This window comes from Citrobacter sp. Marseille-Q5395 (assembly GCF_947057495.1).
Classification (GTDB): Bacteria; Pseudomonadota; Gammaproteobacteria; order Enterobacterales; family Enterobacteriaceae; genus Citrobacter; species Citrobacter murliniae.
Genome location: NZ_CAMSEL010000002.1, coordinates 1 through 15,020 on the forward strand (window position 1 = coordinate 1; position 15,020 = coordinate 15,020).

A 15,020-nucleotide genomic window follows, 5' to 3' on the forward strand; every position below is an offset into this window, starting at 1 on the left:
ATCAGGTGGCGGAATCCGATGCCAACCTGCTCGCAAGGCTTGCTCGTGACTACAACGCAGTGAGCAAACCATCAGGAGGCTACTGGCTTTTTTTACAGCAAGGGGCCACGGCAACGGCTTCAGGGAAGCAGACTGGCGGGATCACCGTCACACCGGATGAAGTATCAAACTGGTCCTACAGTGAAGGTGAGCGGGGGAGTTCGACGGGGAAAGCCACGGGGAGCGGAGGAAAAGCCAAAGAGAAAATTGGTGTGCGTTATTACGACGAGGAGGATGGTACGACAAAGACTTCCTCCGTTGAACATGATGGTCCGGCGATGACCAATCCCTATACCCAGTCGGAGAAATCGACCGCCGAGCAACAGGCAAACTCCAGGAAAACACAGGCGAAGCGTAACGAGCAGAAAATGACGCTCACGGGGCCATGTCGCCCTAAACATGTTCCGCTGACAGCAGAAGCAAGTGTGTCGACTTCCGGTTTTGGCTCCCGTGAGGATCGGGCCTGGGTGGTTGAGTCTCTGGTATTTTCTCTGACGTCAGCAGGATTCAGCTACACCTACAACCTTGTCGTGGATATTCGTAAACCCGCAGCGGCTTCGAAAAAATCAGAAAAGCAGGACAAAACAGGCCCGTCCTACTTCGGTTAACCCTCCCGCCATCCGGCGACTCAGCAACGGAATTTAATCATGAACGGTGTAAACAACCGGACCGGAAAACGCCTGTCCGGCGTCGCCCATTTGCGCCAGTCGGTCAGCGACATACTGACCACGCCCATCGGGAGCCGGGTTCTTGTCCGGGACTATGGCAGTGATCTGTTTTCGCTGGTGGATAACCCCCGGGATGATTTGACCCGGCTACAAATAATTGCTGCGTCTGCGACCGCACTGGCCCGGTGGGAGACGCGGCTGAAGGTAACACGTGTGCTTGTTTCCTTTCCTGAAGAGGAGTCCGGCTGTGTGCTGGATATTGAGGGGATCAACAAGGAAACCAATTTACCTGTCAGAACGGGAGACATAACGATTTATGGCAAGCGGCTATGACGTGATCAACCTGTCCGAACTGGACGTACCGGATGCCATTGTGGTGCCGGATGCGACTGAAATCTTCACCCGGTGGCTGGCGCGCCTGCGGGAACTTGATAAGCAGTTTGATGCGCTGGTGGAATCCGATCCGACGTTTAAACAGGGGGAGGTGAATGCCTACCAGCTGACGCTGGCGTTCCAGCGGGTTAATGATGCCGTGCGGGCGGTATTTCTCGCGAGTGCAAAAGAGGCTGACCTTGACCAGATAGGTGCCGCATTCAACGTTAAACGGCAGGTGATTAAGCCCGGCGATCCGCTTGCCATTCCGCCAGTGGAGCCTGAACTGGAAGACGATGCGGCATTTCGTGAACGCATCCAGCTTTCATGGGCGCAGCTGAATACAGCAGGCGCGCGTAATTCATACCGCTTTCATGCGAAGTCTGCCGATACGGATGTGCTGGATGCCGATGCCTATGGGCCGGAAACCCATAACCGGCCAGGCTACGTTGATGTTTATGTCCTGTCACGCACCGGGGATGGGACAGCGGGACAGCCCCTGCTTGATAAGGTTAACAGCACACTGAATGCAGATGAAATCCGCCCGTTAACTGACTATGTGACGGTAAAAAGTGCCACGATTGCAAACTATGCCGTTACGGCGGAGCTGGAAATTCCGGAAGGACCGGACGCCAGTACGGTGCTGAATAATGCCATCGATGTTTTACGGTCATACACCACGCTTTCTCATCGGATTAAAACCGTCGTCCCGCTGTCTGCCATTTATGCCTCGCTGCAGCAATCCGGCGTGGTCCGGGTAAGGCTGATTTCTCCGATGGCAGATCTGGAAGCGGAACCGGGTAAAGCCCCGTGGTGTACCGCCATTAATGTCACCCGCAGGGAGGTAAGCAGCAATGACGACTAAGTTTCGATCTCTGCTTCCTCCTGGCGCATTTCATGAAGAGCGGGCGCAGGAGCAGGCCAGCGCTGAGCAAATCGCCACTCTCGATACCAACATGGTGCGCAAGTCCAAAAATCCTGACACCTGTCCGGCGCATCTTCTTCCCTGGCTGGCCTGGGAGCATGCCGTTGATTTCTGGGATGACGGCTGGACGGAGGCGCAGAAGCGACAGGTGATAAAAGATGCCGCATATGTGCATCAGCACAGGGGAACGGCCGGCGCGGTACGCCGTTCTCTCGGGTCTGTGAACCTGCCCACGACCGTGGTTGAGTGGTGGGAAGACACACCGCGCGCTGAACCTTATACCTTTCGGATCGAAGTACAGAGCAGTGAGGGGGTCAGCGACGCTCTCTATCATCAGATCCGCCAGCTCACCGATCGGGCCAAGAACCTGCGCAGCTATCTGAGCAAAATTGATGTGATGGCGAATGTGGGTATGGACGGGGCTTTTTATATTTCGGGTGCGACAACAGCGCATATCGATGTGGACATTTTTGCCGGGGAATCTCATGGCTGATTACTACTCAATTATCACTAACCGGGGTAAAGAACTGGAGGCGGAGGCGCTGGCCAGTGGTCGCCTGATTGTACTGACTCACTTTGTGGTGGGGGACAGTAATGGCAAGCAGGTTAAACCCGATCCGGCACAAATCCGGTTAATCAATGAAACGTTCCGGGGAGATATCGCTGAGCTGGTGGTGTCCCCGGAGCAGTCCACGCAGTTAATGGCAAAAATCGTTCTGCCGACCGGGGTTGGTGGATTCACCGTTCGCGAAGTTGGTTTAATGACTGACGCCGGAGAGCTTTACGCGGTGGCAAACTGCCCATCGATCGATAAGCCGGTTGGCGGTGTCAGCGTTAATATGCAGTTTCGCCTGGCGGTATCAGATACCTCAAATATCACGCTGAATGTTGCAACCGGCGACGGGTTATTTCTGCGTATTGACCAGTACCTGAAAGAGATAAAAGCGCGCGGTGCGGAAGCACAAAAAACATCGCGTGAGTCGATTGGTGTCCTCGATGGCACGACACAACAAAGAGGGCTGGTTCAACTTAACAGCGCTGTGAACAGCACCAGTGAAACGCAGGCTGCCACCCCTGTGGCAGTTAAGATCGTAATGGATAATGCGAATGCGCGACTGGCTAAAGACCGGAACGGCGCGGATATACCGAATGTCGCATTATTTCTACAAAACCTTGGCCTGGTAGAAACGATAAATCGAGCAGCCGGTTCGCTGCAAAAAAAACAGAACGGCGCTGATGTACCGCAACCGGATTCGTTTGTACGTAATATCGGTGCCGGGCGAGCTTTCAGTGGCTCGGTCAGTATTGGTGGAGGCGGTAACTGGACAACAGCGGACTTTATCGTCTGGCTTGAAAATCAGGGGGCATTTAATCATCCCTATTGGGTATGCAAAGGTTCATGGTCCTACGGTGATAACAGGGTTATTACGGATACGGGATGCGGGAATATCAGTCTTGCTGGCTCGGTAGTGGAGGTTATGGGAGTACGTGGTGCGATGACTATTCGTATTACTACGCCAACCACCACCGCAGGAAATGGAACGCCTTCCGCTCAGTTTACCTACATCAATCATGGCGATGGTTACTTGCCTGGCTGGCACAGGGATTTTAACACGGCAAATCCTCCTTATGAGTATTACCCCATAGGCGCACCCATACCATGGCCTTCGGATATACCGCCTGCTAACCATGCGCTTATGCAGGGTCAGGCGTTTAATAAATCTGCCTACCCATTACTTGCTGTGGCATATCCAACGGGTGTTATTCCTGATATGCGTGGCCAGATGATTAAGGGCAAACCTGATGGTCGTGCTGTCTTGTCTCAGGAGCTGGATGGTATTAAGTCACACGACCACGGCGCAACGGTCGCAGCTACCGACCTCGGAAACCGTGACACTACCGGGTTTGATTACGGTAATAAATCTGTTTCGGCTTTTGACTATGGCACGAAATCAACAAGCAGCGGAGGCGAACACGCCCACTCGTTAGATGTTTATTATCTCAACACTTCCCAGCAGGCAGCGAAAGTTGGTGCCGGTGGTCAGTGGGCTGGCGGGGTGGGAACTCAGGGAACTTATGTGGGTGGGGCGCATGCTCATTCTGTTGGTATTGGTGCGCACGACCACATTGTTGGTATCGGAGCACATGCTCACTCTGTCTACATTGGTGCGCACAGCCACGGCGTAACTGTTTCGCCGTCTGGTCATGCAGAAAACACCGTAAAAAATACCGCATTTAACTACTTAGTGAGGCTTGCATAATGGCTTTTAAAATGACTGATTCCAACCGGGTAATTACAATCTATAACCTTTCATCAGCAACGAATGAATTTATCGGTCAGGGTGATGGATTTATCCCTGCTAATACAGGGTTACCCGCATACAGTACCGATATTGAGCCGCCTCTGGCGAAAGATGGTTTTGTCGCTGTATTTAATTTTGAGTCAGAAAAATGGTCACTTGTTGAAGACCATCGAGGGAAAACGGTCTACGACATTCATACAGGGGAAGCCGTCACAATTAACCAGTTAGGTAAGTTACCTGACGATGTGGTTTCTGTTGCGCCCGAAGGCCATTTTGTGAAATGGGACGGAAAAAAATGGGTTCATGACACTGAAGCTGAAAAAATGGCACAGATTACGCAGGCGACACAGCAAAAAGAAAGCCTTCTTGCTCTGGCTGCTTTAAAAATCGCACCTTTACAGGATGCAGTTGATCTGGATATTGCAACTGAAGCGGAAGCGGCACTTTTACTGGCGTGGAAAAAATGCCGTGTCTTGCTTAATCGAGTTGATACCTCAAAGCCGGAATGGCCTCCTCTCCCGGATATAAAGGCCAGTTGATAAGGTGCCACAAGAACGGGCGGCAGCGAAAAGCGGAAGTTCATAATTCCTTTGGACAATCCTCCTGGGTGGTTATTATATAAATAAACAGCCACAAAGAGAGTGGACATGACATTGTTTGAGGAATGTAAGGCGTTGCTCAAGGCAGATTTTGATGTTGTGGAAGGGGATGATTTGAGCATGGTAATGGATATTTTTCATCAATATCCATGGCATAGCGGTAATCTCATATGGTCAGAAATGGATTTCAGCGATTATGAACTCACTCATGAGATGTTTAACAGGAGAGACTTAGGCAATAAAACTGTATTTGTCATAGCGGATGATGCCGATGTGCCCGTGTTCAGAACCCATCTACAACTTATTGTCGATAATATCTACGATATTATCGCCATACCACCTAATCTATTTATTTTTAACGATAAAATAATGATTAAGCCTTTATTTCCTCATGATTTTATACGGTTTAGTCTGCGAAAGTGATGAGCAGAAATACTGACTTACTCTCTGTTTATCAACTCAGACTGTTGTTAGCAACGTTCGCTCCTGGCACTTTGCTGCCATTCATAGTGGTAGCTTTAAAACTTTGAGCGAAGGCCAGAAGATAGAACTTATAATTGAAAATTGACAGAAAGGTCCTTCTGGTGGCAGTTTTTCGCTATTTAACGCTTAACTTTATCGCGTAGTGCGCCGTTAAAGCTTGGGGGTTAAGTCGTCTCTAAACTTACCAGTCTGGCCTCCCGGTGGGGCTTTTGCTTTTGTTAGACTTTATTTTTAAAGACTCAACCTTTTTTTCGGCAAAGGTATTTACCTTTAATTACACCATCATAAAAACGGCCTTTGGATTTTGCCGTTAGAAAGTCATTATGAGTTTTTTCAGACACTTTAATGAATTGATAGGCTACTGAATCTACAAAAGCCACCTCCAGCACTTTTTCTGATGAATAATAACTTATGGATTTGATTCTTGATGATATGACTTTCTGAAAGTGCATATTATTTCCTCATTGTTAACATCTTTTCTAACCCATAGTACACCCATAGATGTCTTTCAGGGTTGTTTCACAAAATTATTTTTTTGGTGAAGCGATTGTCAAAGACACCTGCACCGGTTGACTTATGAATCATGAATATTATTATCTCTCCGTCTTGTTAAACAAACTTATGGAGGACAGGTGTTGGGCTGGAAATTACTAATTGGCTTTCTTTTTGTCACCATCATTGGGTTTGCACTATTTGGTTTCATTTTTTCACTCCAGCAACTGCAGTAAAATGGCAGTCACCCTTGCTACATGCCATTCATGAAAAACAAAAACCCGCTCAGGGCGGGTTTTTTATCACGTTCACTTATCTGCTCAGGTCAGTGCCGTCATCGCTGTCGTAAGCGTCTGTGTCGTTATCGGCAATTAAAGCGCGACTACGTTTCCGGCAGCCGGACCTTTGGCACCATTCTCAATCGAGAACTCAACCTTCTGGCCTTCCTCGAGCGTTTTATAATCATTGCTCTGAATGGCAGAGAAATGAACAAAAACATCTTTGCTGCCGTCAGCTGGCGTAATGAAGCCGAAACCTTTGTCAGAGTTAAACCATTTTACTAAACCAGTCATTTTATTCGACATAGATACTTCCTTTAATTTTCTTGAGCCACATGTTGTGGCGAACATGGCCTGCTTGCAGATGAGGACTTATTGGGCACTTAGGAGGAGGCTCACGCAGAAGAGTATCTAAGGATAACGCTTGAAATGAGGACTGCTTTACTAAAACTGCTTTCATAAGGTCTGTATGCCAAACCGATAAGGCATGATGGACTATTACGGGGCAATAATCAAGGTTAGTTTTGTCAATGATTTGTCTGGAAATTTACAATTGAAAGGAGGTAATCTTAAAAGCCCTGACCATTGCAGCCAGGGCTTTTAAGGTACTACAAACTTCAGATTTAACATTAATGGACTTAGTAAAGTGATACTGCTATTTATACTGCTTTAAAATGTACCCGTTAACTACAGATAATATAGGGCATTAATACTAAAAGACCTCCCTCTATTTATCTCGTTATACAACTACCTGCGCTTTTAAAATCTAAGCGTGGCAACTCAAACAAGCACATCCCCCATCGCGACATATACTCTTTGATGCGTTGCCCTTTGCCAGCAGGATTAAAAAACAAACAAAACCGCCAACATAAACTCAAAAAAACAAGGCCTTACATCGTCGCGCTAACACTACCATTTTGCGAACCAGCACAAATACTACAAGGCCTGAAAGCAAACTACATCCCAAACAACAAACTTCATGGCCTGTAAAGCAAAATGGCTTCTCCAGTACTTCTTACTTTTCACTAACTTACCAACCACTTTCATTGTGCTGCTTTGTAGTAATTTACTCATTTTAGATTTGAGGTCAATACTGTTTTTTAAAACATGTTTTTATTTACAGCGATACTGACGGTGCTGCATCCATCGGTTGAACTCACAGTATACAGCGGACTGTCAGATTAGGTTTCGCTCTGTGCCGTAAGAGTGCCAGATCAGGTCTGAATTAATACAACTTAAGCGATATGACCGTTCAAGGTGTTTAATCTGAAACATCATCAATGACGCCAGGAATGCAGAGTTTGATGATTGCCCGGTGATGTGAGCACATCACTGTTAAGTGAAGTATGAAGTGGTGTTACGTGGTTGAGGTTAATTATCATTTCTGTCTGGATTGTTAGACAAACCAATCCCTACTTTTACCGTAGCGAACAACATGATGCACAGAGTGGTAATCACGGCAAATACCAATGAGAGACTAGTAATCATAGGGCTTCTTAATGTCAGATGAATTCTATTGTCAGACAACTGTATAGGGAAAAGGTTCCTGGCAATTATCGTGCTTGCTATTCAAGAGGATATTACAATCCGATAGAACGTAGCCGGCTGGTGATCTGTCGATAGTTTCACCCCAATAATTCCCCGGAGTTTCCCCGTACAGAAAACAGGCATAAAAAAACCAGCCGTAAAGGCTGGTTCTTAAAGGAGTTTTTGGTCGGCACGAGAGGATTTGAACCTCCGACCCCCGACATCCCATGACGCCGTAATACCATCTTGAGGGCTGCTATTTGCCAGAAACGGAAGTATGTAGTTTTACGAGCGTATTACGTAGTAGGCTATGCTTAAATTGACTCAGCAAAACGTGGTTGGACGGCAGTATGCTGGGCTTGCACTTCTGCCACTCCACTTTTTTTCTTACGTAATGCCAATGTCTCGTAATAATGTTGTGCTACAACTGTTTCGATAAAATCGACGTCATTACCTGCAAGTTCATAAACAGCACTCTTGATCTCTTTCAGACTGACGTTAAAAAACTCTTTACGCCTATTAACGAGGTTCGTTCGTTTGGCATCAAAGTGTTGATGAAGCGCATTTTCTAGCGCTGGAGCATCTTCACTATGGATCATGGCGTGAACATCAAAGAGAAAAGGTACTGAGGCACTTCCTAGTTCATCCACCCGGTCCTGAGGGTCAAGACGGCGCGTCATACCGATTTTGAAAACATCTTCGCCGAAAGACCCTACATTGGAAATGACATAGACATGCCCACGTTTGGTTTGCTGTGCCATGCTCAAAGCTTTTTGGCCCTTCAATTCTGCTTCGGTTAAGGCGTCACGTAACTCATCAATTTTTGACTGATATTTTTCTGCCTGTTCGGTAGTCAGTTGCGCCAATTTTGACTCCATTTCCTTACGGGCTTTATCCAGTGCTTTTTGTGCACGAAGCTCTTCCGCTTCTGCCTCTCGAATCGCCCGCTCAATTTCCTGCTGAGCTTTGCGTTCTTCTGCCATTTGAGCACGTATTTCCCGCTGTTCTTCTTTTTCTGACTGTTTTTTCATTTTGTAGGCATGTACGAGATCGAGCTCTTTTAACTTCAGTCTGAGATATTCTTTACTGATATGCACATCATTCACTTCGTTGAGTGCATTGATTTTATCGAAAGCTGCCTGGATCCTGTCATGCATGACTGACCAGTTCTTGAATGTACAGTTGGCAATTGCTGCATCACACTCACCATTGAACGCCCTCGCTGTTAGATTGATAGCTCGGGTAGTCATTTTTTTCCCTTCGGCACGGGAATTATGGACCGTCCAGTCAGTTCCACACCAGATAGCTCCGGCTTTGTTTTTGAGGCGTAATAAGGATTTTTGCTCATTTCTGTTATCTTTGATCGCCTCCTTAAACTCTTCGGAAGTGTCGAAATCGAAATGTGGGTCGAACATACCCATCTCTGCAAAATCTACATCTTCACGATAAAGGGCTATCGCTTTTTCGAGTTCGTCATAAATGCTTTTTTTCTCGGCATATGAGGCACGTAATGAAGTAATTCTCTCCTGTAATGATAGGGTCGTTGACTGTGCATTACTCAACAATGTAGTTGCTTCCTCCTCCAGAGAGGCAGCAGTGCTTTTTGCACCGTCGATGATTTCTCGAGCTTGTTGTTCCGCCTCTAGCGTTACCCGAGTTGCTTCCGTTTCTGCATCAGAAATGACGGAATAACGCTCAAGTTGTGCTGTTTTACTGGCATCTGAGGCCTTCACTGCGCGTAATTTTGTCAAAAGGACAAAAACGATGACAACTAATAATACTGCAACAGTTAATGCAGCGATTGAAAGATAACCCATATTCATTCATAACCTTCCTTGAGAGGATGCTCTTCACATGCAACTAGACATTGCTATCGATGAGCACAATTAAACCCTGATCTATTAATGGTCAATATTATCAAAATAGGGACAATAGGACATACTGTAAGTATCACACTTAACCTGACCAGACCATTAAGTGCAAAAACAGGTATAGATAGTTTTCACATGTTATTGAATAGTAAAATTTTGCGCATAATTTCACCTCCTTTCCGTAAGAATGAAGCTTAGGTTTAGCTCAGAAAGTGTTGGTATATTAAGTATGGAGAAACGAGTAACTAGTTGAATTTTATGAAGTGGAAATATTGTGGATATACCAGCGTGAAAAGTTAAGTTATTGAAAATATTACCAATGAAATCGGTCTCGAAAACCGGAGTAGGGGCAACTCTACCGGGGGTTCAAATCCCCCTCTCTCCGCCAAAACACCGCCTCAACCCAATCGATTTATATCTCTTTCAGCTAAAACTTTATTTGTTCAGTATGCCATTCATAACTGGTTTGCTGGGTATTGTCCTGGTATGCATTGGGCAAACTCGCAGCTACACAAGTTATCACTTAGCCAGCATTCCAGGTAGAGCTTTACCAGCATGTCATTCATTTTGTGACTTCAGTCGAAGTGTTGCACTTTAATAAGGTTGTTCCTCAGCCCAAATACCGGATATTCACTCAGGAATATCCGGATGCGCCTTACTATATCAATACTAAATTTCTGTCGTTTTGCTTCTGATATAAGCTCATGCCCTTGAGACGTTACGCAGCGTTTCGTAGTGAAATATTTATCGCTGAAACGGCAGGTTTCCGTTTAATAGTATGCTTCCCGTTACATCTGGCTGCTGGTAAAATAAGCAACTCAATACTTAACTGCATACTGAAGGGAATCGGAGTGTCCTCATCCATTGACTACCAGATTGAAAAGTACTGTTTAACGGAAAGAGGGGAGTCCCCCAGGTTAACCCGTCAGTGGGCGGATGTTATTGCTGAATGTCAGGATAAAAAAGCAGGGGCAGAGGAGCGCCTGCGTATTGCGTTGCTTAACGTGGATTATGTGACCAGTTTTGAGCTACCTTTTCGGTTGTTGCTAGTACGCACTCCACAGCTAATAGCCAGTGTGCGTGATGAATGGCAACTCAACCAAAAGAATGTGGTTTTCAACGGGAAACGTTTTGGTTGTGTCTGGAGTCTGAAGGCGGATTTGAGCGGGATACCAGATGAGTTTCACTATCATCTGTCCAATCGCATTCGGCGGGTGGATGTATCCGGGATCACGGCCGCACCTTACCAGCAAATAGCAAAAACAGTGAAGTCTCCGCGCGAACGACTGAGAATGGCACTTGAGGCTGGGTTACCGGTTACTGCGCTGGATGGACTTTTTTGGTTTGGGATCCAGAGGATTGCTGCCGATGTGCTAAGGCTTCGGAAGGCTGGTATGGCGATTTCAACATCAGAGACTGAGGTTTTCGACAATCTGACCGATACCCATCGACGGGTCCCTGTTTACAGATGTGACGGTTGTTCAGAGTAACAGCTATGTTGCCCAGACGGGCAATAGCGTCAGGCGTGAAGTATCACTTTTAATAATTTTTCCTGAAAAGACGGAGGCGACGCCATCTCTCTGGCGTTTCACAGAAATCAGGAGATAGCGCAGGCTTAAGATTACACAAAACCCTCATCGTATAATCGGAGAGAGGTTGCCATTAGGGACTAATTTATCCTTTCACAAACAGACTGAGAATGCCGACTCCCAGCGCACTATAAAAAAAGACTCTGTATAAATTATCCGGAATATCAAACCATCTACGAAATATGCCTAATATTACTACAACCAGAACAGCCGGATAGATAGAGCAAAGAACCGGTATCGCCAGTGTTGTCAGCGAATTCAAGCCCAGAATAGCAATTGCTGCTGAGAATATAAGAGACAGAGTCACAAATACGCCGTAAGAAATACCTGTGTTCTGCTTGAAAAATTGTGCTGTACCGCTCGTGAGTCCTATTGCGGTGACAAGGCAGGCCAGAGTAATAATGGCTGCCAGCAATTCTCTGCCATATGTTCCAAAAACAGTCTCTACATATGCACTCATGATTTGCATACCGTTTGTCGCACCAATCTCTGGAGTGTGTGCGCCCATCGATATGTAGCAAATGTAAATCAGAGTTAGTCCGGTGGCAGCAATAAATGCTGATGAAGCAGAATATCGGAAAATGCCTTTAGTATGTGTAACCCCACGTTGCTTAAGCGTGTGTGAGATAATAGCCCCAAAACATAGTGCGCTGATCACGTCTAATGTTTGGTAACCATTTACAAACCCTGCTCTGAAAGCTTGTGTTTCATATATAGTTGTCGCTGTAGTGATCTCGCCTATGGGATGAAACCATGCGCATACGCCAATGAAAATCAGCACACTAATTTTTACCGGTGACAGGACAAAGCCGACGACTTCAAGCATCTTACCTGGCTTTGCTAAAATTGCGCCTGCCAGTCCGAAAAAAACAGCAGAAAAAATAAGTTTTTTCCACCATATGTCTGCTGCTCCATTAGTTATTACTTCATAACTAATGGTAGCTGTGCGTGGAGTACCAAATAACATACCAAGAGTTAAAAAACAAATACCGATGAATATAAAGCTGACCCATTTTCCTAATGGCCTGGTGAGTTCATTGATACTACCTTCATTAATCGCAAGTGAAATTATTGCTAATGCAGGAAATAACACAGCTGTAATAATAAAACCAAAACCAGCGTTAAACGTGTTTGTACCGGCTTGCAGACCAACCAACGGTGGGAATATGATATTGCCGGCACCGAGAAAAAGAGCTAGCGTCATTCCGCCAAGTGCCATAGTTTCTGGCAAGGATAGTTTTGTGTTTGCTGTCATTTATAAACTCGCATTTATGATATTGCCATATTTATTGATTGTGTTATCAATATCACTGGAGGGGTAAAGTATGATTTTCTGAGCATGAGTAATGGTGAAAATATTCACCATTACAAATCAGGGCTGTAATATTACAACTGAAACATCCCTTCAATCATCAAGCGGGCGGCGCCGTATAATTCTACACGCTTATTATCGCCTACAACGCAACGCAATGTGCCCTTTCGCGCACCGCCTTGTTGCGCCGTTAATTCTGTTTTGCCTAACCGTGATGCCCAAAACGGGGCAAGAAAAGTATGTGCTGATCCGGTAACGGGATCTTCATTTACGCCAACTTGCGGTCCAAACCAGCGAGAGACAAAATCAAACTCTTTATCCCCGGCAGTGACAATGACGCCACGGGTATCAAATAAAGCCAATTTATTGAAGTCCGGCGCTAATTTATCAATGATTGCTTTATCGTCCACCAGCACAATCAGATCGTCTGATTGCCATACACTAATCACACCGGTGGTGATACCGAGTGCTTCAAGTAACCCTGCAGGCGCTTCAACTTCTGTGGCAGACTTTGCCGGAAAGTCCATGCAATATTCATGACCTTGCTGAGTCACAGTCAGAATGCCACTGCGCGTATGGAAGCGAATAGATTTGCCAGGATGATTTAGTTTATTGAACATTACCCATGATGTTGCCAGCGTTGCGTGACCGCATAAATCAACTTCTGTCGCCGGTGTAAACCAGCGGAGATGATATCCATCTTCAATAGGTACGAAAAACGCGGTTTCTGAGAGATTATTTTCTGCAGCGATCGATTGCAAAATATCATCATCCAGCCATGCCGTTAATGGGCATACAGCAGCGGGATTGCCTCCAAAGGGGAGCGACGTAAAAGCATCCACCTGGTAAAAGGGGAGGCTGGTTGTGATATTATTTATCATTGATTTTGTCCAGATAGTTATAGATTGTATATCGCGTTACGCCTAATGCTCTTGCTACATGGTTAACGCTGCCTTTAATTTTAAAAAATCCCATTGCATGTATTTCAGATACGACCCGCTTTCTAAAGTCTGTTTTGCTTTCTGAGCCTGTTGGTCGATATTGAGCAAGAACTTCGTCCAGTGACTTATCTTGAATATCTCTGGGGATACTGTCAGCGCTTTCTGTCTCGACAGGTGTTGGCAGAAGATAATCAAGCTCACGCTTTAACCGTACCACGGCCTCAATATCAACATTTATACAGAAGGCCACCAGAGGACTACCTGATTTGCTGTAGTAAATTGTTGATGCACTATTCAGCTTTGTTCCTGCGACCGTTGTTGTTGTATATCCACTGAATACACGGGTAGGGACGGGCTGTGAAGCATCGAGTAGCCCTAAAAAGCCGGCGTCATCATCCGGTCCCGATAGCAGCGCATCTCCAATTTTCCGACCACTTATATGCCCGTTGACAATACTGATAACTGATTTTTCCGGCTGTGTAAGATCGTGTAACACGGCTTCAGTATTTGAGGGGAGAGTTGTACGCAGAGCTTCCAGTGAAGCGCTCAGCACAGTTATTAAGTGATCACGTTCGTTTTTCATTATGGTCTCTTTACGAGGCGACTGCCTGTACCTCTATCTCAACATCCAATTCAAAGGCAAGGCGGCTGGTTGTTACTGTCCTTGCAGGGTAACCATTTGGGAACCACGTGCAATATGCTGCGTTAAACTCAGCAAAATATTTCATATCACTTAACCATACCTGTACTTTGACGACATTATCTTGCGAAATACCTGTACGTTTCAGCGTTTCAACAATGGTATGCATGATCCTCTGCGTTTGTTCAGTCACAGAGCCATACACGGGTTCACCCTCCTCTGTCATAGATACCTGACCTGAAAGAAATACCATGCCATTCCCTTGAACTGCATCGGAAAAAGGGAAGGGCTTACTGGTGGCATAGCGCTTAATACTCATACTTTAGTCTTACTCATCGGGGGGGATATGTCATAACGTTACCACAGCTCCGCCCTGAATTAAACGAAATTGTATTTTTCAACAAATGTTTGTTTTTGTCCTAAAATCTTGTTTACAGATCACAGGAAACAAGCAACGTGTTGGTGTAAAAGTAAGCAAGCGAATAGTTTTTTGTATGATTATTTTCCAGGTGATAATTGGTTTATAGCTTTTTTAAGCAGATAAATCCTATTTTTATTGCGTTGGTTTTTTCTATGTCATTGTTTCTAAATGGTAAATTTTGTAGCCCTTAAATTCAACAAAAATATTGTTTTCAAATATTGTTGAATTTGATTTTGGGTGTCGATAAGATGCCTGTGCTCTGAGATATTTTCCCTGATTCAACCCAGGTGTGTCTGAAGGTGTTTTAGGCTGATCTTTCACATCAAAGTAAAAGTGAAGATCGATTAATTCAGAAACGATAAAATTATCGTTGAATAATGACGGGCTGGATTTGACCTTGCTGGTTCAGGAAAGAGGAATGTCTTTACTATTATCTTAAAAATAGAGCCTAAAGAAACTTCAGTGTACGCATTAATCTTAAAATATATTTAATCATAATAATTAAACGCCTGATTAATGGTATCGCTCAGGTATTTTTTGCCCAGATTTGCTAGCCAGAC

Annotated in this window: 15 protein-coding genes, 1 tRNA gene and 1 pseudogene; 9 read left to right on the plus strand and 8 right to left on the minus strand. The window is 45.5% G+C overall.

The window, feature by feature from the left end:
• The 7 genes and pseudogenes from OH663_RS03585 to OH663_RS03615 form a co-directional block, all read left to right on the plus strand.
• A pseudogene (locus OH663_RS03585) lies at nucleotides 1-647 on the plus strand (contractile injection system protein, VgrG/Pvc8 family); the annotation flags it as partial.
• Nucleotides 648-686: 39 nt separating this feature from the next.
• Complete coding sequence (locus OH663_RS03590) at nucleotides 687-1,040, plus strand: GPW/gp25 family protein (RefSeq protein WP_033816600.1); 354 nt, start codon at nucleotides 687-689, stop codon at nucleotides 1,038-1,040.
• A complete protein-coding gene (locus OH663_RS03595) occupies nucleotides 1,024-1,944 on the plus strand; it encodes a baseplate assembly protein (RefSeq protein WP_263525686.1) in 921 nt (306 codons plus the stop codon). Before OH663_RS03590 ends, OH663_RS03595 begins: the two co-directional genes overlap by 17 nt.
• Complete coding sequence (locus tag OH663_RS03600; RefSeq protein WP_181638171.1) at nucleotides 1,934-2,497, plus strand: phage tail protein I; 564 nt, start codon at nucleotides 1,934-1,936, stop codon at nucleotides 2,495-2,497. The genes OH663_RS03595 and OH663_RS03600 overlap by 11 nt, the downstream gene beginning before the upstream one ends.
• Nucleotides 2,490-4,265 carry a phage tail-collar fiber domain-containing protein gene (locus OH663_RS03605; RefSeq protein WP_181638170.1) on the plus strand — a complete coding sequence of 592 codons (1,776 nt, stop codon included), beginning with the start codon at nucleotides 2,490-2,492 and terminating at the stop codon, nucleotides 4,263-4,265. Before OH663_RS03600 ends, OH663_RS03605 begins: the two co-directional genes overlap by 8 nt.
• The gene (locus OH663_RS03610) at nucleotides 4,265-4,846 is read left to right on the plus strand and encodes a tail fiber assembly protein (RefSeq protein WP_048221204.1); all 582 of its coding nucleotides are present in this window, start codon (nucleotides 4,265-4,267) and stop codon (nucleotides 4,844-4,846) included. The genes OH663_RS03605 and OH663_RS03610 overlap by 1 nt, the downstream gene beginning before the upstream one ends.
• A 108-nt stretch (nucleotides 4,847-4,954) precedes the next feature.
• Nucleotides 4,955-5,329 (plus strand): CDI toxin immunity protein, encoded by a 375-nt coding sequence (locus OH663_RS03615; protein ID WP_048221205.1) that lies wholly within the window; start codon nucleotides 4,955-4,957, stop codon nucleotides 5,327-5,329.
• A 299-nt stretch (nucleotides 5,330-5,628) separates the two neighbouring features.
• Here the strand turns inward: OH663_RS03615 and OH663_RS03625 are convergent, their stop codons facing one another.
• The 4 genes from OH663_RS03625 to OH663_RS03635 form a co-directional block, all read right to left on the minus strand.
• On the minus strand, nucleotides 5,629-5,841 hold the full coding sequence (locus tag OH663_RS03625) for a KTSC domain-containing protein (RefSeq protein WP_048221207.1): 213 nt from the start codon (nucleotides 5,839-5,841) through the stop codon (nucleotides 5,629-5,631).
• A gap of 411 nt (nucleotides 5,842-6,252) precedes the next feature.
• Nucleotides 6,253-6,465: a cold shock protein CspG gene (cspG, locus tag OH663_RS03630; RefSeq protein ID WP_048221209.1), complete on the minus strand. Its 213-nt coding sequence runs from the start codon at nucleotides 6,463-6,465 to the stop codon at nucleotides 6,253-6,255.
• A gap of 1,065 nt (nucleotides 6,466-7,530) precedes the next feature.
• Nucleotides 7,531-7,647 (minus strand): YnaM/YnfT family protein, encoded by a 117-nt coding sequence (locus tag OH663_RS26045; protein WP_404979421.1) that lies wholly within the window; start codon nucleotides 7,645-7,647, stop codon nucleotides 7,531-7,533.
• 353 nt (nucleotides 7,648-8,000) lie between these two features.
• Nucleotides 8,001-9,509 carry an SNIPE associated domain-containing protein gene (locus OH663_RS03635; RefSeq protein ID WP_181539782.1) on the minus strand — a complete coding sequence of 503 codons (1,509 nt, stop codon included), beginning with the start codon at nucleotides 9,507-9,509 and terminating at the stop codon, nucleotides 8,001-8,003.
• Nucleotides 9,510-9,822: 313 nt separating this feature from the next.
• Here OH663_RS03635 and OH663_RS03640 point away from each other — a divergent pair.
• Nucleotides 9,823-9,945: transfer RNA gene (locus OH663_RS03640), tRNA-OTHER, on the plus strand.
• Between the two features lie 463 nt (nucleotides 9,946-10,408).
• Nucleotides 10,409-11,047 (plus strand): ECs1377 family protein, encoded by a 639-nt coding sequence (locus OH663_RS03645; RefSeq protein ID WP_045449685.1) that lies wholly within the window; start codon nucleotides 10,409-10,411, stop codon nucleotides 11,045-11,047.
• A gap of 184 nt (nucleotides 11,048-11,231) precedes the next feature.
• Here OH663_RS03645 and brnQ read toward each other — a convergent pair whose 3' ends face one another.
• The 4 genes from brnQ to OH663_RS03665 all read right to left on the minus strand — a co-directional run bounded on the left by brnQ (nucleotide 11,232) and on the right by OH663_RS03665 (nucleotide 14,358).
• Nucleotides 11,232-12,401 (minus strand): branched-chain amino acid transport system II carrier protein, encoded by a 1,170-nt coding sequence (brnQ, locus tag OH663_RS03650; protein WP_045444390.1) that lies wholly within the window; start codon nucleotides 12,399-12,401, stop codon nucleotides 11,232-11,234.
• 131 nt (nucleotides 12,402-12,532) lie between these two features.
• Nucleotides 12,533-13,339 (minus strand): PhzF family phenazine biosynthesis protein, encoded by an 807-nt coding sequence (locus OH663_RS03655; RefSeq protein ID WP_200012783.1) that lies wholly within the window; start codon nucleotides 13,337-13,339, stop codon nucleotides 12,533-12,535.
• Nucleotides 13,329-13,982 carry a helix-turn-helix transcriptional regulator gene (locus OH663_RS03660; RefSeq protein ID WP_045444385.1) on the minus strand — a complete coding sequence of 218 codons (654 nt, stop codon included), beginning with the start codon at nucleotides 13,980-13,982 and terminating at the stop codon, nucleotides 13,329-13,331. Before OH663_RS03660 ends, OH663_RS03655 begins: the two co-directional genes overlap by 11 nt.
• Before the next feature lie 10 nt (nucleotides 13,983-13,992).
• The gene (locus OH663_RS03665) at nucleotides 13,993-14,358 is read right to left on the minus strand and encodes a RidA family protein (RefSeq protein ID WP_045444382.1); all 366 of its coding nucleotides are present in this window, start codon (nucleotides 14,356-14,358) and stop codon (nucleotides 13,993-13,995) included.
• Nucleotides 14,359-15,020: the final 662 nt, after the last annotated feature.

Coding starts and splice junctions, on each gene's coding strand:
- OH663_RS03605 (WP_181638170.1), top strand. CDS start 2,490: ATGGCTGATTACTACTCAATTATCACTAACCGGGGTAAAGAACTGGAG.
- OH663_RS03590 (WP_033816600.1), top strand. CDS start 687: ATGAACGGTGTAAACAACCGGACCGGAAAACGCCTGTCCGGCGTCGCC.
- cspG (WP_048221209.1), bottom strand. CDS start 6,465: ATGTCGAATAAAATGACTGGTTTAGTAAAATGGTTTAACTCTGACAAA.
- OH663_RS03625 (WP_048221207.1), bottom strand. CDS start 5,841: ATGCACTTTCAGAAAGTCATATCATCAAGAATCAAATCCATAAGTTAT.
- OH663_RS03600 (WP_181638171.1), top strand. CDS start 1,934: ATGACGACTAAGTTTCGATCTCTGCTTCCTCCTGGCGCATTTCATGAA.
- OH663_RS03635 (WP_181539782.1), bottom strand. CDS start 9,509: ATGAATATGGGTTATCTTTCAATCGCTGCATTAACTGTTGCAGTATTA.
- OH663_RS03610 (WP_048221204.1), top strand. CDS start 4,265: ATGGCTTTTAAAATGACTGATTCCAACCGGGTAATTACAATCTATAAC.
- OH663_RS03655 (WP_200012783.1), bottom strand. CDS start 13,339: ATGATAAATAATATCACAACCAGCCTCCCCTTTTACCAGGTGGATGCT.
- OH663_RS03665 (WP_045444382.1), bottom strand. CDS start 14,358: ATGAGTATTAAGCGCTATGCCACCAGTAAGCCCTTCCCTTTTTCCGAT.
- OH663_RS03660 (WP_045444385.1), bottom strand. CDS start 13,982: ATGAAAAACGAACGTGATCACTTAATAACTGTGCTGAGCGCTTCACTG.
- OH663_RS03615 (WP_048221205.1), top strand. CDS start 4,955: ATGACATTGTTTGAGGAATGTAAGGCGTTGCTCAAGGCAGATTTTGAT.
- OH663_RS26045 (WP_404979421.1), bottom strand. CDS start 7,647: ATGATTACTAGTCTCTCATTGGTATTTGCCGTGATTACCACTCTGTGC.
- brnQ (WP_045444390.1), bottom strand. CDS start 12,401: ATGACAGCAAACACAAAACTATCCTTGCCAGAAACTATGGCACTTGGC.
- OH663_RS03595 (WP_263525686.1), top strand. CDS start 1,024: ATGGCAAGCGGCTATGACGTGATCAACCTGTCCGAACTGGACGTACCG.